The organism is Streptomyces sp. NPDC047525, assembly GCF_040643025.1.
Taxonomy (GTDB): Bacteria; Actinomycetota; Actinomycetes; order Streptomycetales; family Streptomycetaceae; genus Streptomyces; species Streptomyces durmitorensis.
Genome location: NZ_JBEYTL010000001.1, coordinates 56,902 through 76,966 on the forward strand (window position 1 = coordinate 56,902; position 20,065 = coordinate 76,966).

A 20,065-nucleotide genomic window follows, 5' to 3' on the forward strand; every position below is an offset into this window, starting at 1 on the left:
GGCGACCGGGGCGGCAGAGTTGAAGGCTTCTGTGATTCGATCAGCCGGTCCAGTGCAACGGAGCACGGCTGCCCCGGAGGTGTCGCAGTGATCGAGCGTTACGTGGTGGATCTTCAAGAGGTCGACGAGATGCAGGTCGCCGTCGTCGGCGGCAAGGGCGCGCATCTGGGCGGTCTTTCGAGGATCGAAGGCATCCGCGTGCCGGCCGGCTTCTGCGTGACGACCGACGCCTTCCGGCGGATCCTGGCGGCAGCGCCGTCGATGGGCGATCAGCTCGACCGGCTTGCGCGCCTGGACCCGGACGACCGCGATGCGCTCCGCACCCTCAGCGCGGAGATCCGCAGGACCATCGGAGGGATCGACGTCCCGGACGATCTCGCGGCGGCGATCACCCGTGCGCTCGCCCGGTCCGGCGAGCAGGCCGCCTACGCCGTCCGTTCCAGCGCGACGGCGGAGGACCTGCCGACGGCCTCCTTCGCCGGCCAGCAGGACACGTACCTGAACGTCGTGGGTCCGACGTCGATCCTCCGTCACGTCAGCCGGTGCTGGGCCTCGCTGTTCACCGAGCGGGCCGTGACCTACCGCCAGCGCAACGGCGTCGACCACCGCACGGTCCACATGGCCGTGGTCGTGCAGCAGATGGTCTTCCCGCACGCGTCCGGCATCCTGTTCACGGCCGACCCCGTCACGGGCAATCGGAAGGTGGCCACCGTGGACGCCGGCTTCGGCCTCGGCGAGGCCCTGGTCTCCGGCCTGGTGAACCCGGACGTCTTCAAGGTGCGCCACGGAGAAGTCGTCGCCAAGACGATCGCCGCCAAACAGCGGGCCGTTCACGCCCTGCCGACCGGCGGTACGCAGGAAGTGGCCATCGACCCGCAGCGGCAGGAGCAGCCGGCGCTGACGGATGCGCAGGCCGTGCGGCTCGTGCAGCTCGGGCGGCGGATCGAAGCGCACTTCGGCCGCCCGCAGGACATCGAATGGTGCCTGGTCGACGACGGCTTCCAGATCGTGCAGAGCCGGCCGATCACGACGCTGTTCCCCGTCCCCGTCCCCGAGACCGGCGACCAGGAGAATCACGTCTACGTCTCCGTCGGCCACCAGCAGATGATGACCGACCCCATGAAGCCCCTCGGGCTTTCCATGTGGCAGCTGACCGCCATGGTGCCGATGCACGCGGCCGCCGGGAGGCTGTTCGTCGACGTCACCGGGCGTCTGTCCTCGCCCGCGAGCCGCGCCGCCCTCCTGGATGTCATGGGGAAAGGCGATCCGCTGATCAGGGACGCTCTGGAGACCGTCCTTGACCGCGACGATTTCGTCCCACTGCTCCCCGATGCCCCCGACGCGAGCCCTGTCGGGCCACCGCCCGGCGGAGCGCCCACCCCCACCGCCACCGATCCGGCCGTCATCACCGAGCTGATCGAGCGCAGCCAGGCATCCATCGCCGCCCTGGAACGCGACATCCGTACGAAGACCGGACCGGCGCTGTTCGACTTCCTGCTGGAGGCCTTCAAGGAGCACAAGCGGGTCCTCAGCGATCCGCTGAACTTTCAGGCGATCATGGCGGGGATGGAGGCCACGTGGTGGCTCAACGACAAGCTGCGGGAGTGGCTGGGCGAGAAGAACGCGGCTGACACCCTCACGCTGTCCGCCCCCGACAACGTCACCTCGGAGATGGGGCTCGCGCTGCTCGACGTCGCGGACGTGATCCGCCCGCGCCCGGAGGTGGTGGCGTTCCTGCGGGGCGTCGAGGACGAGGGCTTCCTGGACGAACTGGCGAAGCTCACGGGCGGGGCCGAGGCACGCGACGCCATCGAGGCCTACCTCGACCGGTACGGCATGCGCTGCGCCGGCGAGATCGACATCACGCGGCCACGGTGGCGCGAGCGTCCCTCCACGCTCGTGCCCGTGATCCTCGACAACGTCAGGAACTTCGAACCGGGCGCCGCCGAGCGGCACTTCGAGCAAGGGCGGCAGAAGGCGCTGAAGAAGGAGCAGGAGGTGTTGTCCCGCTTGCGGGAACTGCCGGACGGGGACCAGAAGGCCGACGAGACCAAGCGGATGATCGACCAGGTCAGAGCCTTCGTCGGATACCGGGAGTACCCGAAGTACGGCATCGTCAGCCGCACTTTCCTCTACAAGCAGGCCCTGCTGGAAGAAGCCGGGCGTCTCGTGCAGGCCGACGTGCTTCGTGAGCGGGAGGACATCTTCTGCCTCACGTTCCAGGAGCTCCACGACGTCGTGCGCTCGCATCAGGTGGACGAACAGCTCATCCAGGGGCGCAAGGAGGCGTTCCGGTCGTACCACGCGCTCACCCCTCCGCGCGTGCTCACATCGGACGGCGAGGCCGTCTCCGGGGCGTACCGGCGCGACGACGCTCCGGCCGGCGCCCTGATCGGCGTCCCTGTCTCCGCCGGGACCATCGAGGGAAGGGCCCGCGTCATCCTCGACATGGCGCAGGCCGATCTCGAAGCGGGCGACATCCTGGTCACGACCTTCACGGACCCCAGCTGGTCACCGCTGTTCGTCGGGATCGCGGGCCTGGTGACGGAGGTGGGCGGACTGATGACCCATGGCGCGGTGATCGCTCGGGAGTACGGCTTGCCGGCCGTCGTGGGCGTGGAGCAGGCCACCCGGCTGATCCGGGACGGGCAGCGGATCCGCGTGCACGGAACCGAGGGGTACGTCGAGATCCTGCCCTGAAATGGCGGGAGGTCGATGAGTTCGGCGAACGGGGGCGGTCTGTACGTACACACCGCGCTGTACCGCGATGCCCGACTACACCCTCGAGGGCGAGGAAGGACCGGCCCGGCTGGCCGACATCTTCGACGGCAGGCCCGGCACCGACGTCGGCGCGCCGCCCGGCGGCGGATTCGCGGTCAACGTCTTCCTGCGTGACGGCGACACCGTCTACCGCACCTGGCACACCAGCGGCCGGGGAACCGAGCAGCTCAGTCACACCTTCGCGCTGATCGACCTCTTGCCGTACGGACGCCAGGAGGAGTGGCAGGACTCGCCCGAGGGCTGGCCGAAGTCCCCCACCTACAGCCGGTGGGCCGGCTCCGAGGGCATCGCCGCACGCCACGGCCCGGGGGCGTCCTGAAGCTCTCGACCAGCCCCCGGACACGGCCGACGGCGCCCGCGGCAGCGCCCCAGGCTAGGGTTCCGCGAGAGCACATCGTGAACCGGAACAAGGAGCAGACGTGAGCGAGTCGGCGTCCATCGCCCTGCAGCAGGAGATCGCCCAGGCACTGCAGGTCGCCGAGACCTTCGAGGCCGAGCGGGAGATCGAGCGCCGGGCCGCCTTCCTGGCCGAGCGGCTGACCTCGTCGGGTCTGCGCTCCCTCGTGCTCGGCATCAGCGGCGGCGTCGACTCCACCACCGCAGGCCGGCTGTGCCAGCTCGCCGTCGAGCGGGCGCGGGCCGCCGGGCACGAGGCGCGGTTCTACGCGATGCGGCTGCCCTACGGGACCCAGGCCGACGAGCACGACGCGCAGCTCGCGCTCTCCTTCATCCAGGCCGACCACGTGCTGACCGTGGACATCAAGCCCGCGAGCGACGCCGCGCTCGAGGCTGCGCTGGCCGCCGGCGTGAGCTTCCGCGACGCCCACCACCAGGACTTCGTGCACGGCAACATCAAGGCCCGGCAGCGCATGATCGCCCAGTACGCGGTGGCCGGTGCGCACGGCGGCCTGGTCGTCGGGACCGACCACGCCGCGGAGGCGGTCTCCGGCTTCTTCACCAAGTTCGGCGACGGCGCCGCCGACCTGGTCCCGCTGACCGGCCTGACCAAGCGCCGGGTGCGCGCCGTCGCGGAGACGCTGGGTGCGCCCGCCGAGCTGGTGTGGAAGTCCCCGACGGCCGACCTGGAGACCCTCGACCCGGGCAAGGCCGACGAGGACGCGCTCGGGGTCACCTACGACGACATCGACGACTTCCTGGAGGGCAAGCCGGTGGACGAGCGGGCCTTCGAAACGATCACCGGCCGCTACCGTCTCACCGAGCACAAGCGCCAACTGCCCATCGCCCCCTGAGCCCGCCCGTCCGATCCGTGAGGTCGACAGACATGACAGCTGAGTCACCGACGCAGACCGTGCAGCGCCTGTTCCCGCTGCTCGCCGAGGGCAGGAGTGCGGAGGCGGCGGCGCTGTTCGCCGACTCGGTGTCGTTCTCCGTCCCGCACCCGCCGGGCATTCCGTGGGTGCCGGAGGTCGACTCGGCGCAGGGCATGCGGACGTTCTTCGAGCTGCTGCAGACCCATGTGCAGGCCAAGGAGTTCGACCTCCGCCAGGTCATCGCCGAGGGCGACGACGTGGTGCTCATCGGGCGCATGGTCTCCGAGGTGAAGAAGACGGGCCGGGACATCGACACCGCGTTCGCCCTGCACACCACGGTCCGGAACGGGCGGATCACCCGCTACCACCTCTACGAGGACACCTACGCCGTCGCCAAGGCCTACTTCGAGGACTGATCGTCCACCGGCAGCTCGCCCTTCGTGGGTCTTCTGAATAAATCGGTCAAATAATTGCTACCTATAGTTGCGCGGGCTTCTTCACGAATACGCCGCAAGATCAAGTTCACCCCGTGGCGCCCACCACGGACCACCCTGTGGGCCATGGCGTGCGTGGTGGCCCTCGGGTTCCTCGTCGCGCTGGAGATCGCCGCGCGTCGCTACGGCGGCGTACCCGGGCCGATCACCAACCAGGTGCGAGAGGTGATCTTCGCCCCCAAGCCGGGTCCGCTGTACGGCGGTCTGGCCCTGATGATGGTGGTGCTCACCTGGCGGCAACGCTTCATCGCCGCCGGTGCCGCGATCGGCATCGACGCCGTCTTCGTCCTGGTGCGGTGGGCGGTCGACGCCGAGGTGCCGGACGGTCATTTCTTCGGCAATGGCGCGTTGTGGGTGATGCTGGGCTGTGGGGTCATCGCGATCACGCGCCGCACCGGCCAGGAACGTGTCCTGCTCCTCAAGGGTGTCGGCCTCGGCCTGCTCCTCGTGGCCGGCCGCAAGACCGGTGACACGTGGCTGCTCATCACCGCGAAGACCCGCCCGACCGTGCTCGACCAGTACGTGGCCACCGCCGATCACGCGCTGGGCAATCCCTCGTGGCTGGCAGGCCGGATACTCAAGGCCTCGGGACCGGTCAGCACCCATGTTCTCGACCTGGTCTACGCCCAGCTCGCGGTGGCAGCGATCGTCGTCGCCCTGTACCAGCTGCGCAACGTGGCAGCGGAGCGGCGCTTTCCGCGCCACCATCTGGTGCGCACCTTCCTGGTCATCGGCCTCCTCGGACCGGCCATCTACATGATCTTCCCGGTGGTCGGACCGATCTTCGCCTACGGCCCGGGCACCTCAGGCACCGGCGGCGTGCAGTGGGCGGTGGCCGACCTGTGGCCGCACACGCCACCGGCGGTCGGCGTTCCGCACCCGGTGACGTACGACGGGATCACCCCGCGCAACTGCGTGCCCAGCCTGCACACGGCGTGGGCCACCGCCATCTTCATCCACTCCCGCAAGGGCCCACGACTTCTGCGCTACGCAGGCACGTTCTGGCTGATGGCCACGCTCGGCGCGACGCTGGGATTCGGCTACCACTACGGCGTGGATCTCCTTGTCGGCGTGGTGTTCGCCCTCACGGTCGAGGCCGGTCTGCGCGCGCTCGACCGCGGCTGGGACCGGCAAGGCGTTCAGCTGGTCCTCTACGGCACGACGGTCTTCGCCGCACTCCTGGTCTCGTACCGCTATCTGCCGGTGGAGATGGCCAGGCATCCTGAGGTGTCCGGACCACTCCTCGTTCTGGCCATGACATCGGTGATCTACGCCTACGTACGGACCACCAGGCTGTGGGAGCCGAAGGCCGCACCAGCGCTCCGGCCAGAGCCACAACCCGAACTGGCCTGAAGACGCGGACGAGGCTGTTCCTTCGGCGATCAGTCGGCCGGATGCAGTCTGTTCACGGGTGGGTGAAGGCCCCTAGGCTCTGCGACCTTCGTGTGCCCTGGGGGGTCTCGTGAACGGTCTCCGTGCGGTCGTTGTCTGCCTGGTGATCGCGTTGGCCGCAGCCGTGTCGCCGGCCGCCGCTGTGACACCCGCCGCTGCCGTGCGGCCGGGCTGGTCGGCGCTGCCGGTGCCGGCCGCGGCCCCGCCGGTGACCGTGTCCGACCTCGCCTCCCGGGGTCCGGGCGAGGCGTGGGCGACCGGTTACGAGCACGCCGCCGATGGACTGCGGCCGATGCTGTACCGGTGGGACGGCAAGGCGTGGAGCCGGGACACCGGCTTCCCCGGCGCCGGTGAGCCGGGCTGGCTCGGCAAGGTGCAGTTCGTCGGCGAGGAGGTGTGGATCTTCCACAACCGCGAGGGCGCGGGGGAGATCCTGCGCCGGTCGGCGGGAGGGTGGAGTACCGTCCCGCTGCCGCAGACCCTGTGGACCTACCAGGACTTCACCGCGGTTCCGGGTGCCGCGTGGGTGGTCGGCGAGGACGACACGGGGCTGAAGGTGCTGCACTACGACGGTTCCGGCTGGACCACCCAGTCCGCTCCGGACGGTGTGCTGTACCTGATGGGGATCAACGCGCGCACTGCCACCGACGCCTGGGCCTGGGCGGACACCAGCACCGGGACCAGCGTCCTGCGCTGGAACGGCACGGCGTGGCGGGACGCGAAGGTGCCGCTGCCGCCCAACAGCAACGTGCACACGATCCTGCACGAACCGTCCGGCCGGGTCACGATCGGCGGCAGCCAGTACACCGACGGCGTGGCCCGCACCTACCTGATGACCTTCAACGGGCAGGCCTGGCGCACCACTCACCCACCACTGGGTGACACCTACACCGAGGCCATGGTCCGCGGTCCGGACGGCGCCCTGTGGCTGCCGGTGCGCAGCGACCGCGCCTTCCAGTCGAAGTACGCGCGGGTGGACGGCGCCCGCACCACCTTCTCCTACGGCCCGGAGCGCACGAACGCGATCGACGTCAAGCCGCGTGTACTGGCGAAGGCAGGGTCGTCGCTGCTGTCCTTCGGCACCGTCGAGATCTACGGCTCGAAACCGAACCTGATGAGCGAGCGGCTGGGAGGCTGACCATGGCACGCAGACTTCTCGTCGCGGCTCTCGCCGTCGCCATGACCATCGTGACCGTCCTGGCCTCGGCCGCGGCGGAGACCCGGTCCTGGCAACACGTTCCGGTCCCGGCCCAGGTCCGCCCGCAGGCCGGGCTGAACGAAGCCGTGGCGTTCGGGCCCGGCAAAGCATGGGCGGTGGGTGCCGACGCCGTCGGCCGCGAGGCGCCGGGCTTCCCGCTGGTGCTGCGGTGGGACGGAACCGAGTGGAAGCGCCAGAGTCTGCCCGGGATCCGCTGGCAGGGAGAGCTGCTGTCCATCGCCGCGACCTCACAGGCCGCGGTCTGGGCGGTCGGCCGCGACTCTGCGGGCACCTCCCGTCTGCTCCGCTTCGACGGCACCGCCTGGTCCGAGAGCCGGCCGCCGCGCGGTGTCGTGCTGACCAAGGTCGTCGCGGGCGGCGGTGAGACCTGGCTGATCGGTTCGCGGGACAACGCGCAGGCATTGCTGCGCTGGGACGGGCGCGGCTGGCGGGACGTGCCCGTGCCGCCGGGATACGTGTACGGCCTGCACATCGTGGCGGCCGACGACGTCTGGGCCGCGGGCGCCACCGATTCGAGTGCGGCCGTGTCGCACTGGAACGGCAAGGCATGGCAGCAGACCGTCGTGAACGGGTTCCCGCGGTCGGCCGTGAGCAGTGTGCTGGCGGTCTCGCCGACGGAGGTGTGGGCGGGTGGCACGGACGGGTTCGTCGGCGGCCCGCCGGGCAAGCCGATTCCGCCGCTGCTGGTCCGCTTCGACGGGCAGGAGTGGAACCGGGTGACCACGCCCGCCGACTTCGGATTCATCAGTTCACTCGCGCCCGCCGCCTCCGGCGAGCTGGGCTGGGTCTCGGTGACCCGCTCGCAGAAGTGGGGCCCGCCGGGCAGTACTCCGCCGCTCGTCCCCGGGCCGGACTTCCTTGCCTGGGACGGCAAGTCGTTCACCGAGTACGGCGAACCGGCGGTGGCCGGCGAGGGCGACTCCTCGGACCTGCGGCTTACGCCGGTGCCGGGCGCCGCGACGGTGTGGTCGGTCGGCCGCGCCGCCGGTCCCGAGGGCACCTTCGCCCCACGCATCCTGCGGTTCGGCTGAGGCGGCTTCCCGGTCAACTCGCGTCGGGCAGGGCGCGTTCGAGGAGGATCGCCGCTGCTGCCCGTGCGTGGCGGCCGTAGTCAGCTTCGTCGAGGACCATGGCTCGGCTGGCCGCGCCGTCCGCGAGGGTGACCAGCTGCTCGGCGAGTTCGGCGGGTTCACGGCAGCCCAGTTCCGCCACCAGGGCGGTGACCAGCCCCACCATCCGAAGCTTCTGTTCGCGGGCGTAGGAGTGCACCGCGCTCGCCGGGTCGGGGAACTCCGCCGCGGCATCGATGAACGGGCACCCGCGCACCGGATCCTTGTCCGTCGCGAGCGGGCCGAAGAGTCCGAGGATCCGCTCTCGCGGCGGGATGTCCTCGCGGGTCAGCACGCTCTCCAGGGTGACTCCCGAGGTCGCGAGGTCCTGGAGGTGGGCGACCACCAGGTCGCTCTTGGTCCGGAAGTGCGCGTAGAGCGTGCGCTTGGACACCGGTGCTTCCTCGGCGACCTGCTCCATGCCGGTCGCGTTGATCCCCTGGCTCGCGAACAGATGGGCGGCGGCGACCAGGATCCGCTCCCGTCCGCCGCGTCCCCGCCGTTGAGATGTCGTCGTCGCCGCACTCATGACGGAAGTATACGCACGCGTTTACTTAGGCGAGAACCACCTGCTAGCGTCCCCCTCGCAAGTAAACGCCTGCGTTTACATTCATCGATTGAGGGGTGCCCATGAGCCGACCGGTTTCCACCGAGTTGAGCGGCAGTGCGGAGAAGCTGATACGCGGCCGTCACGCGACGCGCGCGTTCCGTCCGGACCCGGTGCCGGAGGACACCATGCGCGCGATCTTCTCGCTGGCCGGCGCCGCGCCGTCCAATTCCAACGCGCAGCCGTGGCAGGTGGAGGTGGCGAGCGGAGCGACGCGCGAGCGCCTGGCGGATTCCCTTCAGGCGGCCCACGCCGCCAACAGCACCTCGATCGACTTTCCGTACTCCGCGGACATGTACGCACCGGTGCACAGGGACCGCCAGGCTGCGTTCGGCGCCGAGCTGTACGGAGCGCTGGGCATCGGCCGCGACGACCACGCAGCACGTGCGGCGTACGACGCGGAGAGCCTGCGCTTCTACGGCGCGCCCCACGTCGCGTTCCTGTTCGTCACCGGCGACGGCGGAGCCCGGCTGGCGGCGGACGTCGGCGCCTACATGCAGACACTGCTCCTGGCGATGACCGCGTACGGCGTGGACAGTTGCCCGCAGGGACTGCTGAGCTTCTACGCCGACACCGTCCGAGCCGGACTCGGCGTCACTGGAGGAAAGCTGCTCGTGGGTGTCTCCTTCGGTTATGGCCATGAGGCCGCACCGGTGAACCGGGTCACGACCGAACGCGCCGCGCTCGATGCGACCACGGCTTTTCACGCCTAGACAGCCGACCGGGCCACACACCCCGAAGTCGGGTACCGTCCCCCGACACCGTTCACTCCGGGCAGTACTCCGCCTCGATGACCGCCTGGCTGTTCCCCGCCCAGTCGCCGTTGAAGTTGAAGGCGAGCGAGTGCTTGCCGTCCGGCGTGGTCACGGCCTGGGACGCCGATCCCTGGATGTTGCCGCCGTGTCCCCAGACCGAAACGCCGCAGGACGGCTCGAACTTCATCAGCCCGAGACCGTAGCCCGTGATCAGCCCGGCCCCGCTGACCGGGACGGTGGTCCTCATCTCCTTGAGCTGCTGGGCGGGCAGCAGCTTCCCGCCCAGCAGGGCCGAGTAGAAGCGGTTCAGGTCACCGGAGCCGGAGACCATCGCACCCGCCGAACCCGCGGCCGACGGATTGAGCTCGGTGACGTCATGGGTCGGGTCCGTCGGCTGCGGCGCCAGGGAGAGCTTGGAGTACGCGCGGGAGCCCGGCTTCGGCATCGACGATGCGGTGCGAGGTACGGAAGTGGCGTGCAGGCCGAGCGGCTTGACGATGCGCCGCCCTATCTCGTCCTCGTACGGGTGGCCCGAGACCTTCTCGACGATCATTCCGGCCAGTGTGTAGTTGGTGTTCGAGTAGCTCCAGCCCGCGCCCGGGTCGAAGAGCGGTTGGTGGCGCATGGCGATGGCCACCAACTGAGCGGGGGTGTAGGTGTCATAGCGGTGCTCCAGGAATTTCTCGGTGAAGCCCCGCTCCAGGAAGTCCGGGTCGGCGGTGTAGCTGAAGATCCCGCTGGTGTGGTTGAGCAGCTGCCGCACCGATATCCGGCGGCCGTCGTGACCGTTGCCCTCCACCACACCGGGCAGCCACTTGTCGACCTTGTCGTCGAGGTCGAGTCTGCCCTCCGCCTCCAACTGGAGCAGCACGGTGGCGACGAAGGTCTTGGTCATGCTGCCGATCCGGTAGCGGTCGACCGCCGAGCGCGGCGCGCCCGTCTTGAGGTCCCCGACGCCCGACGTGCCTGTCCAGATCGAGTACCGGTCATCGACCTGCCCGGTGGCCCCGGGCACCCCGCCCTTGACCGCGGCGTCCAAGGCCTCCTGGGTCCGCGCATGTCCCACGCCGGCGTCGGCCGCCGCATGCGAGGTGAACGAAGCGGCGGTCAGAGCCGCCGCTGCCGCAAGCCCCACCGCGCCCATCCGTGCTGTGTGCCCTGCCATCTGCTGACCCCTTCGGTCGCTGCGATCAGTGGCAACGGCCGTACCGCGCGGCACAGCGGTTGCCGGTTCCTGAACCGGATGACCGGAAGCTAGGGCAGCGGGCCCGACCGCGGCTTCGTCGTGGCGGACGACGTGGGGCCGGGCACTCATCGGGGGCGACGAACAGCGCAGAAGGGCCGGGGCAGGTCGTGGACCCGCCCCGGCAGGGACTCACGCAGGACCCGGCAGGTCCATCAGCTTGAGCTTGTCCGGGTCGACGGTGGCCTTGATGCCGGTGATCCGGCCATCGGCAACAGTGAAGGCGAGGACCGACGCAGGGACACCGTCCTCGCGCCAGGAAATGACCCCCGGGAGGCCGTTGACGAGCACCGACCGCCCCGATGCGGCCGCACTGGCGGACAACTGCGCACCGGCCGCGACCTGGGTGGCACCCAGGACGACGACTTCGCCGGACGGGGTGTCGAGGGTCAGTTGCACCTCGGGGTCGAGCACCCGCAGCAACTCCTCGAAATCGCCGCTTCGAGCCGCCGACAGGAAGGCCTGGACCACCTCGCGCTGCTCCCGTCCGGCGCTCGTCGGCCGCTCGATCGTCTGCACCTTCCTGCGGGCGCGGCTGGCGAGCATCTTGGTGGCGGCAGTGGACTTGCCGAGGATCTGGCCGATCTCGTCGAACGGCACCGCAAACAGGTCGTGCAGCACGAACGCCAGCCGCTCGCTCGGCTTGAGGGACTCCAGGACGACGAGCAGCGCGAGCCCGACCGAGTCGGCGAGCACCGCGTCGTCCTCGGGAGCAGGACTGTCGTCGAGCGTCACCACGAGCTCGGAGAGGCGGTCGTCGTACGACGCCTCCGGGCGGGCCTGGCGCGAGCGCAGGACGTCGAGGCTGATCCGGCCGACCACCGTGGTGAGCCAGCCCGCGAGGTTGTGGATGTCCGTCGCGTCCTGGCGGGAAAGGCGAAGCCAGGCTTCCTGGACCGCGTCCTCGGCGTCGGCGTGCGATCCGAGCATGCGGTAGGCGACCGCGCGCAGCCGGTCGCGCTGGGCCTCGAACGTCTCGGCCATCGGGTCTGTCGGCCTGGTGTCAGTCATGTTGTTACCTTCCTCGGCGCTGCTCCGTCATGGGTGATGACGGGCCCGGAAGGGCGCAGGTAACCGATGAACCCAGCGATGAAGGAGCAGGACCGATGGAAGCACGCTTGAACAGCCCGGCCGACCCCGACGTGATGACAGCAATTCAGCACCTCTACAAGGCGATTCACGCCGGGGGCGTGGACGGCCGGCTGCTGTCCCTGATCCATCTGCGCACCAGCCAGATAAACGCCTGCAGCCCGTGCGTCTTCGCCTCGACCGAGGCGGCGACGAAGGCCGGTGAGACAGCCGAGCGGCTGCACAACGTGGTCGCGTGGCGTGAGACGCCCTTCTACACCGAGCAGGAGCGGGCGGCCCTCGCCCTGACCGAGGCCGCCACCCGCATCCAGGACGGCGCACCGGGCGTGACCGACGAGATCTGGGACGCCGCGGCCGACCACTTCAACGAGCGGCAACTCGGCGCGATCGCCCTGGAGATCGCGCTGACCAACTTCTTCAACCGACTCAACCGCACGGTCCGGGAGCAGGCAGGCAAGACCTGGTGAGCCTGGCGGGGCCGTGAACCGGTCAGCGGCGAAGTGTCTTCGTACCGGACCTCGTGGACGCGCTCGGCGTCATGCCCGAAAGGACGTTCCTCTCGTCTCCCCCATGTGTGCCCGAGCGTGGGCAACCTTGCCCTCGTGGACCTCCCGAGTGACGGGCGTTCGCTGCTAGACCTGGCAGGAGCTGTCAAGAGAGAGGTGGCCCGTCGTGCGTGCAAGTGAGCGGGAAGAGCGGCCCGACTCCGTTGCCCGGCTGCCCGCTTCTCGGACGGAGCCCGCGTCCGGAATCACCCCGTCGGGCGCGAGGCGGCTCCGGCCACGCGCCGACCGTGCAGCGGGCCGGGGCCGCGGCGCCGTCCAACGCGCTGGTGAATGATGTGCGGGAGTTCGGCCCGGGGCAGCTCAAGCCGCCGAGGCCGGAGGACCAGGCCCACCTGGAGAGCATCTTCCCCAAGACTCAGGGCGGCGGGTACGAGCAGTTCCCCGACCCGGCCGCGTTCGGCTACTCCCTCGTGGGTCCGCTCACCCAGAAGCTCAACAAGATAGATCCCAAGGGGCCCTTGACCAGCTCCGGCGGCGCTGCGGACTGGTTGAGGGCGGTCAACCCGAGGAGGGACGAGGAGGGGTTGCTCCGCAGCCAACGCTTGGTTCGGACAGCGCCGTCCGCTTCGAGTTCCATGTCCCCCGAGTTGTGGACCCCGGCGGCCACCGTGGGGTTGCCGGACCAGGACGCCAGGAAACTGCGGACCGCGTCGCAGCAGTTGCGGCGGTACGCGCCGCCTGGAGGACCTCGGAGTCGGGTACAAGGGCGATCTCTTCATGTCGATCACGCTGGACCCCCAGTTCGCACCGGTGGACGCCCCGGCAAGCCACCCAACGGCGCTGCACGTGTAGTCCACCTACCGGCCGGTTTCGGACATCCGCGGCCTGCCGCAGCAAGGGGAGTCTGCAGAGGCCCCGCACCCTTGCGCCGGACGCTGCCCGAGTGGTCCGCTGATGCGCATGGGGAAGAGGAGCATTGCCGCAATGACCGCCGCCCTCGTCGCGGGGTCCCTTCTGACGGGCGTACCGAATGCCGGTGCGCAGGACGCCGAGCACGGCACCAACAGCTCGTCGCCGCCGACCGGGTCGCCTCTCGCACTTGGAGTCGACCTTGACACCGTGACGATTCCGCAGTTACAGGCACGCATGGCGGCCGGTTCGCTGACCTCATCGACGCTGACCCGGGCCTACCTGCGGCGGATCGAGAACGTCGATCCCAAGATTCACGCGGTGCTGCGCACCAGCCCGACGGCCCTGCGCCAGGCGGCCGCCAGCGACGCAAGACACCGGCACGGCAAGACCCTTGGGCCGCTGGACGGCATCCCCGTTCTGCTCAAGGACAACGTGAACACCCGTGACATGCCGACGACAGCCGGATCGCTCGCGCTCGCCGGGAGCCCGCCCGGCACCGATGCCGCGCTGGTGACCCGGCTGCGGAAGGCGGGGGCGGTGATTCTCGGCAAGACCAACCTGTCGGAGTGGGCCAACTTCCGCGCGGCGAAGCCGACATCGGGTTGGTCGGCCGTGGGCGGGCAGACCAACAACCCCTACGTCCTCGACCGCAACCCGTGCGGTTCCTCCTCCGGCTCGGCGGCCGCGCTCGCCGCGTCGTTGTCGCAGGTGGCGATCGGCACCGAGACGGACGGCTCCATCGTGTGCCCGGCCGGGATGAACGGCGTCGTCGGCCACAAGCCCAGCCTCGGTCTGGTCAGCCAGTCGGGGGTGGTGCCGATCTCGGCCGAGCAGGACACGGCCGGGCCCATGGCACGCAACGTGATCGACACCGCGCTCACACTCTCGGTGCTGAGCGGTGGCGAGGGCTCGCGTGGCGACGGCGCCCGCTCAGGCGCCCTTCAGGGCCTCCCGGGACTCCGGAGCGACCCGGGCCCGTCGTCCGGCCTCCCGGCCAAGGACGACGCGGCGGCGGACCTCGGAACCAGCCTCCGCGGCAAGCGGATCGGCCTGTGGCGCCTGCCCTCGCTCGGAGCCGACGTCGACGCGGTGATGACCCGTACGGCGAAGAAACTGCGCAAGGCCGGAGCGGTGGTCGTCGAGGTGACACCCCCGTACCAGGCGCGGCTCGCCGAACTCGAGTTCCCGGCGCTGCTCAGCGAGTTCCACCGGGACATCGACGCCTACCTCGGCACGCGCGAAGGACCCCGGAACCTCGCCGAGCTGATCGAGTTCAACCGCACCCACCCCGAGGAACAGACCTGTTTCGCCGGCCAGGAGCTGTTCGAGCAGGCACTCGCCGCGCCGCCGACCACCGACCCCAAGTACCGGGCGATGCGAGCCGAGTTGAAGGACCTCTCCCGTCGCTCCATCGACGAGACACTGGCCGCCCATCACCTGGACGCCATCACCGCGCCCACGAACCCGCCCGCCTGGACGACCGACTGCGCGCGCGGCGACAACGACGTCATCCCCTCCTCCACACCCGCGGCCGTCGCCGGATATCCGTCCCTCTCCGTACCCGCCGGGTCCGTGAACGAACTGCCGGTCGGACTGCTCCTGATGGCCGGCGACCACCAGGACGCCAAGCTCCTGTCTCTGGGGGCCGCGGTGGAACACCGGCTCAAGGCCTGGCGAGCACCGCGCTATCTGCCGACGGCCGGGCACGACGCACCGCGTGCCGGGACCTTCGTCGATATCAGGTAGTCGTCGATCGTCTGCTGTGCGCAGGGGCTGCTGGAGTACGTCCCGTGGCCCCAACCCTCGTAGGTGTGCAGGACCGCGTTGCGGCCGAGCTGGTCGGCGACATTGGTGGCCCAGTTGTAGCCGGATGCCGGGTCGTGGAGCGAGTTGGTCAGGAGGATGGGCCGGCTGTTGCGCACCTTCAGGCGATGCTGCGGATTGTCGGGGGCCGGGGCACCCAGGCAGGCCGAGACGGACATCAGGGCTCGGGGGTACCTCATGTCCGGCGCGACCCTGGCGACGCGCCGCAAGTCCTGTCTGTAGTCGCCGTAGTCACGAACCGGCAGGCTCCAGTCCTGGCAGAAGATCTCAAACGGATGGGATCCGAGGGCGGGCCCAGGCTTGCCCTCGGCCTCCGCGGCCTCCCGCTCCGTCCCCGGCTCGCTCTCACTCAGACCCTGCAGGAACTCCCCCAGCTCCGCCCACTTCGGGTCGTACAACTTCTTCATCACCAGGACGTTGAGGTCGAACGGGGCCAGCACCATGCCGTCGTGCCGCAGCTCCCCGCGCTCGGCCCGGTCCAACAGGTCCGCCCAGAGGGCCCGCACATCTGAGCTGTGCAGGGCGCAGCTCTTGGTCCGTTCGCACCAGGCCACGAACTCGTCGAAGGAGTCCTGCAGCGTGGCGGCCTGGGTGGTGAGGAACTCTCTCGTGCCCAGGCTGTGGTCCACCACTGACTCCAGGACCAGGGCGCGCACCCGTTTCGGATACTGCTCCGCATACTGCTCGCCGAGCAGCGTTCCGTACGAACTGCCGTGGAAGGTGAGGGACCGCTCGCCGAGTGCCGCCCTGATCGCGTCGAGGTCCTTCACCATGCTGAGGGTGTCGACGTGATCGAAGAGCCCCTTTTCGGTGTTCCTCCTGCAGTCCTCGCGCAGGCCACGGTTGTACTTCACCATGGCGTCGAACGCGGCCTGGCTCTGGATGACCGTCGGCGGACGCCGGTCGAGGCGCTCTTGCGAGCAGCGGATCGGGTTGCTGGTCCCCACACCGCGCGGGTCGAAGCTGACGATGTCGAAGCGACTGCGGAGGTTGTCGCTGAACCGGCGCATGTTGCCCTTGTCCACGATGCGCTGCACGCCCGAGTCCCCGGGCCCGCCAGGTCCGAACACCATGGAGCCCACGCGCGCACCGGAGTCGGTGGCCTTGCGCCGGGCGAGCCGGAGATCGAACCTCTCCCCGCCCGGCTTGCCCCAGTCCACCGGCACCGAGAGGCCACCGCACTCCGCCGAGGCATCCTCCTTGCACGGCTTCCAGGCGATGTGCGAGCCCGCCCCCGCGGGTCCCGGCACCACCCGCGCCTCGCCCGCAGTTCCGCTCTCCCGTCCGCCGGGCGCCCCGGTCGCCGCCTCCACACCCACGAAGCTCACCATCACCGCGAGCGTTGCACCCCAGACAAGGGGCAACCGCCCTCTCCAGCGCCGGCTGCGCCGCTCACCCGATCCATGACCGTCCACCACGATGCCTGCTCCCTCGGCTTGTCCAAGGTCTCGATCTTCGCCCGCTGCGGGCTCCGCCCGACATCCGGCAAGACCCTGAATCGCCCCGTAGGGGTCGGCCCCAACAAGCCCTGACTCAAGCCGAGTTCGAGGGCCGAACCACCTGCTCAGGCCGGGAGCCTCACCGCCGCCACGGCGTTCGACTGGCGGTGCCGTGACCTGAGCAGGCAACGGCTCAGACCACGATGACCCGGCGCCCGCGCGTGTGACCCGCACGGCTGTCGATGTGCGCCGCCGCGGCCTCGGCGAGCGTGTACGACTTCTCGACCGGGATGTGGAGCTTTCCCCGCGCGATGAGGTCGGAGGCCTCGGCGAGTGCTTCCGGCACGCTCCCGGCCACGCCGGAGAATCGGACACCGAGTTCCGGCGCTGCGAGGTCGGCGATGGAGATCACCTTCTGCGGATCCCCGGTCAGCTCGACGAGCTCGCGGATCACACCCGACCCGGACAGATCGAGAGCCGCGTCGACATGACCGAGCTGCCGCACCCGCTCGACCCAGCCATCGCCGTACGTCGTCGCGACAGCGCCCAGGCTGCGCAGATAGTCCTGATTCGCGGCCCCACCCGTGCCGATCACCGTGATGCCCCGGTCGCGGGCGACCTGCAGCACCGCCGATCCGACTCCCCCGGACGCACCGCTGACCAGGAGCGTCTGTCCGGGCCGCACACCGACCTCGCGGATGATGCGCAGCGCTGTCTCCACCACGGAGGGGTACCCGGCCGCCTCTTCGAACGTCAGGCCCTCGGGCATACGGGCCCAGGCGGACAGCACCGCGAACTCGGCGTAGGTGCTCGCCCCTTCGCCGAACACGTGGTCGCCGACCTCGACCCCTTCGACACCCTCCCCTATCTCATCGACCACCCCGGAGGCGTCCAGCCCGACGCCAGAAGGCAACTCGATCGGGTGGGCCTTCAGGAACTGGCCTTCACGGATCCTCCAGTCGACGGGGTTCACGCCCGCCGCCCGCACGGCTATGCGTACCTGGCCGGGGCCCGCGTGGGGCTCCTCGGCGTCGATGAGTTGCAGAACGTCCGGACCGCCGAACTCGGCGAAGCTCACTCTCTTCATGCGACCGACCGTAGCACTAACGGTTAGTGTTTTGGAACGGTTATGGCTTTGTATCTGATAGCGTCAGGTCATGACCGAGCCGCCCGGACGCCGCGAACGCAAGAAGGCCGCGACCCGTCAGAAGATCGCTGACAGCGCCCTGCGGCTCTTCCTGGAACGCGGGTACGACGCGGTGGGCATCCGTGACGTGGCCGCCGAGGCCGATGTGGCCGTGACCACGCTCTTCTCCCACTTCGCCTCGAAAGAGGCCCTGGTGTTCGAGCAGGACTACGACTTCGAGCAACGCCTCACGCAGGCGGTCACCGACCGAGCTCCGCACGAACCGCTCATCCCCGCGCTGCGCCGCGAGATCCTTGCGCTGGTACGCCATTGCACGGCGAACGGCGCCGCCCCGATCTGGCGCATGATCGACGCATCACCCGCCCTGCGGGAGTACGAGGCGTCGATGAGGGTGCGCCATGCGGAGTCGCTGGCCACGGCCATCGCCGCCGATCCCGGCCTGTCACGGACCACGACGGCCTGCCGGTCGATCGCGAGGTTCGCGATCGACGCTCATTCACTGGCCCGCGAGGCGGCCGACCCGGAGGCCGCGGTGGACGAGATCTTCCAGATGATCGAAGCGGCCTGGGAGGTCACCCACCAGCCTCACCGTGCGTGAGGAACTGCTCCCCCTGCCGCCAAGGCCGCGACTGCGGGGATCGCCGCGAAGGCGTCGCGCACGTTCCGGATGAGTGCCGCGCGGTCCTGCCGCGCGGCGTCCGATGCGGTCCAGGTCTCCAGCGCACAGCGCCAGGCGGCGAGCATGAGGTCGAGCAGCAGGCGCAGTTCGGTGCGGCCCAGAGGGTGCGGTGCGAGTCGGTCCGCCACGATCCGGACGACCTGCTCGGACACCTCGGAGCATGCACGCAGACTGTGTGCGGTCAGCGCCGGAGTGCGGTCGGCGAGGCTTCGGCTGACCAGGAAGCGCCGTTCCCATCCGTCGGCCATCTGCTCGACCGCCGCGAACAGCGCACCTTCGTAGGCACTCAGCAAATGCTCGCCGGACAGGGGCCGCGACTCGATGTCCGCGGCGTAGGCCGCCCACAGTTCCTTCTCCGGGGCCAGCGCCACGTCTTCCTTCGAGGGGAACGTACGGAAGAAGGTGCGCTTGGAGACCTCCACCGCATCGACGATCTCGTCCAGCGTGACGTCGGCGAAGTCCCGCTCGGCGAACAGCTCCAGGGCCGTGTCGACCAGAGCCTGGCGCGTCCGCAGCTTCTTGCGCTCACGCAGCGGTAGATCCTTCGGGGCGTTCTCCACGGGCGCAGCCTATCAGCAGCTATTGCCCCTTGTGCGCTTATGCCACTCAGTGGCACTATCTCTCGCCATGAAGGCACTGACGATCGATCACACGGCACCCGGACACCTCGCTCTCACCACGGTGGCCGACCCCGAACCCACCGCCCACCAGGCCCTGGTACAGGTCCACTCGTTCTCCCTCAACTCCGGCGAGGTCCACCACGTCGTCCCCGACGGCGAAGCCGGCACGGTGCCCGGCTGGGACGCCGCAGGCGTGGTGGTCCAGGCGGCCGCCGACGGCTCCGGCCCTCCGGTCGGCACCCCCGTCGTCACCTTGGGACCGGACGGCGCATGGGCCGAACTGCGCGCCGTGGACACCGAGTTGATCGGGACGGTGCCCGAGGGAGCCGACCTGGGCCCGATCAGCGCGCTGCCCGTCGCGGCGGGCAGCGCGCTGCGGGCGTTGCACCGCATCGGCCCGATCCTGGGACGGCGGGTACTGGTGACCGGCGCGGGCGGCGGCGTCGGCCGCTTCACGCTGCAGCTCGCGGCCCGGGGCGGCGCACATGTCACCGCGGTGACCAGCGACCCCGCGAAGGGCGATTCACTGCGTGAGCTCGGGGCTCATGAGATCGTCACCGACCTGGCCGCACTTCAGCACATCGAACCGGTACACGGCGTGGTCGAACTCGTCGGCGGCGCACACATGGTCGCCGCGCACGGCGCCCTCACCGAGCACGGGGTGCTGGTCGCCGCGGGGCACATATCCGGCGAGGGTGAGCAGTTCCCCTTCGGGGCCCTCTTCGGCAACGCCCATCGCCACAACCGTCAGATCGCCACCTTCTACCTGCTGGACGATTCAGCGGGTCTCGGGGCCGATCTCACCTGGCTCGCCGCGCTCACCGCGCGCGGCGAACTGGATCCGCAAGTCGCCCTGCGCACCGACTGGACGCAGGTGGCACGGGCGGCCACCGAACTGGTCGACCGCCGCGTGCCGGGCAAAGCCGTCATCGACGTCCGCTGACAGGCGGGCCGGTCTTCGCCCGTGCGCGCCCGCTC

The 20,065-nt window shown here is 69.9% G+C and carries 17 protein-coding genes and 1 pseudogene; 12 read left to right on the top strand and 6 right to left on the bottom strand.

The window, feature by feature from the left end; all coding sequences use genetic code 11:
- Positions 1-87 precede the first annotated feature (87 nt).
- The 7 genes and pseudogenes from rph to ABZ833_RS00270 all read left to right on the top strand — a co-directional run bounded on the left by rph (position 88) and on the right by ABZ833_RS00270 (position 8,188).
- A complete protein-coding gene (gene rph, locus ABZ833_RS00240; protein ID WP_361038919.1) occupies positions 88-2,700 on the top strand; it encodes a rifamycin-inactivating phosphotransferase in 2,613 nt (870 codons plus the stop codon).
- Positions 2,701-2,767: 67 nt separating this feature from the next.
- Positions 2,768-3,100: pseudogene (locus ABZ833_RS00245) on the top strand (DUF899 family protein); the annotation flags it as partial.
- A 100-nt stretch (positions 3,101-3,200) separates the two neighbouring features.
- A complete protein-coding gene (nadE, locus tag ABZ833_RS00250) occupies positions 3,201-4,031 on the top strand; it encodes an ammonia-dependent NAD(+) synthetase (protein WP_361038921.1) in 831 nt (276 codons plus the stop codon).
- Positions 4,032-4,063: 32 nt separating this feature from the next.
- The gene (locus ABZ833_RS00255; protein ID WP_361038923.1) at positions 4,064-4,468 is read left to right on the top strand and encodes a nuclear transport factor 2 family protein; all 405 of its coding nucleotides are present in this window, start codon (positions 4,064-4,066) and stop codon (positions 4,466-4,468) included.
- A gap of 144 nt (positions 4,469-4,612) precedes the next feature.
- On the top strand, positions 4,613-5,899 hold the full coding sequence (locus tag ABZ833_RS00260; RefSeq protein ID WP_361038925.1) for a phosphatase PAP2 family protein: 1,287 nt from the start codon (positions 4,613-4,615) through the stop codon (positions 5,897-5,899).
- A gap of 109 nt (positions 5,900-6,008) precedes the next feature.
- Positions 6,009-7,076 carry a hypothetical protein gene (locus ABZ833_RS00265; RefSeq protein WP_361038927.1) on the top strand — a complete coding sequence of 356 codons (1,068 nt, stop codon included), beginning with the start codon at positions 6,009-6,011 and terminating at the stop codon, positions 7,074-7,076.
- Between the two features lie 2 nt (positions 7,077-7,078).
- A complete protein-coding gene (locus tag ABZ833_RS00270) occupies positions 7,079-8,188 on the top strand; it encodes a hypothetical protein (protein WP_361038930.1) in 1,110 nt (369 codons plus the stop codon).
- 13 nt (positions 8,189-8,201) lie between these two features.
- Here ABZ833_RS00270 and ABZ833_RS00275 read toward each other — a convergent pair whose 3' ends face one another.
- The gene (locus ABZ833_RS00275) at positions 8,202-8,795 is read right to left on the bottom strand and encodes a TetR family transcriptional regulator (protein ID WP_361038932.1); all 594 of its coding nucleotides are present in this window, start codon (positions 8,793-8,795) and stop codon (positions 8,202-8,204) included.
- 101 nt (positions 8,796-8,896) lie between these two features.
- On the opposite strand from ABZ833_RS00275, the gene ABZ833_RS00280 reads away from it, so the two are divergent.
- On the top strand, positions 8,897-9,586 hold the full coding sequence (locus tag ABZ833_RS00280; protein ID WP_361038934.1) for a nitroreductase: 690 nt from the start codon (positions 8,897-8,899) through the stop codon (positions 9,584-9,586).
- 52 nt (positions 9,587-9,638) lie between these two features.
- Here the strand turns inward: ABZ833_RS00280 and ABZ833_RS00285 are convergent, their stop codons facing one another.
- A complete protein-coding gene (locus ABZ833_RS00285) occupies positions 9,639-10,793 on the bottom strand; it encodes a serine hydrolase domain-containing protein (protein WP_361038936.1) in 1,155 nt (384 codons plus the stop codon).
- Between the two features lie 210 nt (positions 10,794-11,003).
- A complete protein-coding gene (locus tag ABZ833_RS00290; protein WP_361038938.1) occupies positions 11,004-11,882 on the bottom strand; it encodes a sigma-70 family RNA polymerase sigma factor in 879 nt (292 codons plus the stop codon).
- Positions 11,883-11,977: 95 nt separating this feature from the next.
- Between ABZ833_RS00290 and ABZ833_RS00295 the strand changes: the two genes are divergently transcribed.
- Both ABZ833_RS00295 and ABZ833_RS00300 read left to right on the top strand, forming a co-directional pair.
- Positions 11,978-12,427: a carboxymuconolactone decarboxylase family protein gene (locus ABZ833_RS00295; protein WP_361038940.1), complete on the top strand. Its 450-nt coding sequence runs from the start codon at positions 11,978-11,980 to the stop codon at positions 12,425-12,427.
- Positions 12,428-13,426: 999 nt separating this feature from the next.
- On the top strand, positions 13,427-15,124 hold the full coding sequence (locus tag ABZ833_RS00300; protein ID WP_361038942.1) for an amidase family protein: 1,698 nt from the start codon (positions 13,427-13,429) through the stop codon (positions 15,122-15,124).
- On the opposite strand, the gene ABZ833_RS00305 is transcribed toward ABZ833_RS00300, so the two are convergent.
- Both ABZ833_RS00305 and ABZ833_RS00310 read right to left on the bottom strand, forming a co-directional pair.
- Positions 15,064-16,533, bottom strand: coding sequence for an alpha/beta hydrolase (locus ABZ833_RS00305; RefSeq protein ID WP_361038945.1), 1,470 nt, complete (start codon positions 16,531-16,533; stop codon positions 15,064-15,066). The genes ABZ833_RS00300 and ABZ833_RS00305 overlap by 61 nt on opposite strands.
- 301 nt (positions 16,534-16,834) lie before the next feature.
- The gene (locus ABZ833_RS00310) at positions 16,835-17,728 is read right to left on the bottom strand and encodes an NADP-dependent oxidoreductase (RefSeq protein ID WP_361038948.1); all 894 of its coding nucleotides are present in this window, start codon (positions 17,726-17,728) and stop codon (positions 16,835-16,837) included.
- Positions 17,729-17,798: 70 nt separating this feature from the next.
- Here ABZ833_RS00310 and ABZ833_RS00315 point away from each other — a divergent pair, with 70 nt between their 5' ends.
- Entirely contained in the window at positions 17,799-18,386 is a 588-nt protein-coding gene (locus tag ABZ833_RS00315; RefSeq protein WP_361038951.1) for a helix-turn-helix domain-containing protein, read from the top strand.
- Here the strand turns inward: ABZ833_RS00315 and ABZ833_RS00320 are convergent.
- Positions 18,374-19,027: a helix-turn-helix domain-containing protein gene (locus ABZ833_RS00320; protein ID WP_361038954.1), complete on the bottom strand. Its 654-nt coding sequence runs from the start codon at positions 19,025-19,027 to the stop codon at positions 18,374-18,376. The two genes, ABZ833_RS00315 and ABZ833_RS00320, sit on opposite strands and share 13 nt — an antisense overlap.
- Positions 19,028-19,094: 67 nt before the next feature.
- Between ABZ833_RS00320 and ABZ833_RS00325 the strand changes: the two genes are divergently transcribed.
- Positions 19,095-20,030 carry a zinc-binding dehydrogenase gene (locus tag ABZ833_RS00325; protein ID WP_361038956.1) on the top strand — a complete coding sequence of 312 codons (936 nt, stop codon included), beginning with the start codon at positions 19,095-19,097 and terminating at the stop codon, positions 20,028-20,030.
- The last annotated feature ends 35 nt before the right edge of the window (positions 20,031-20,065 follow it).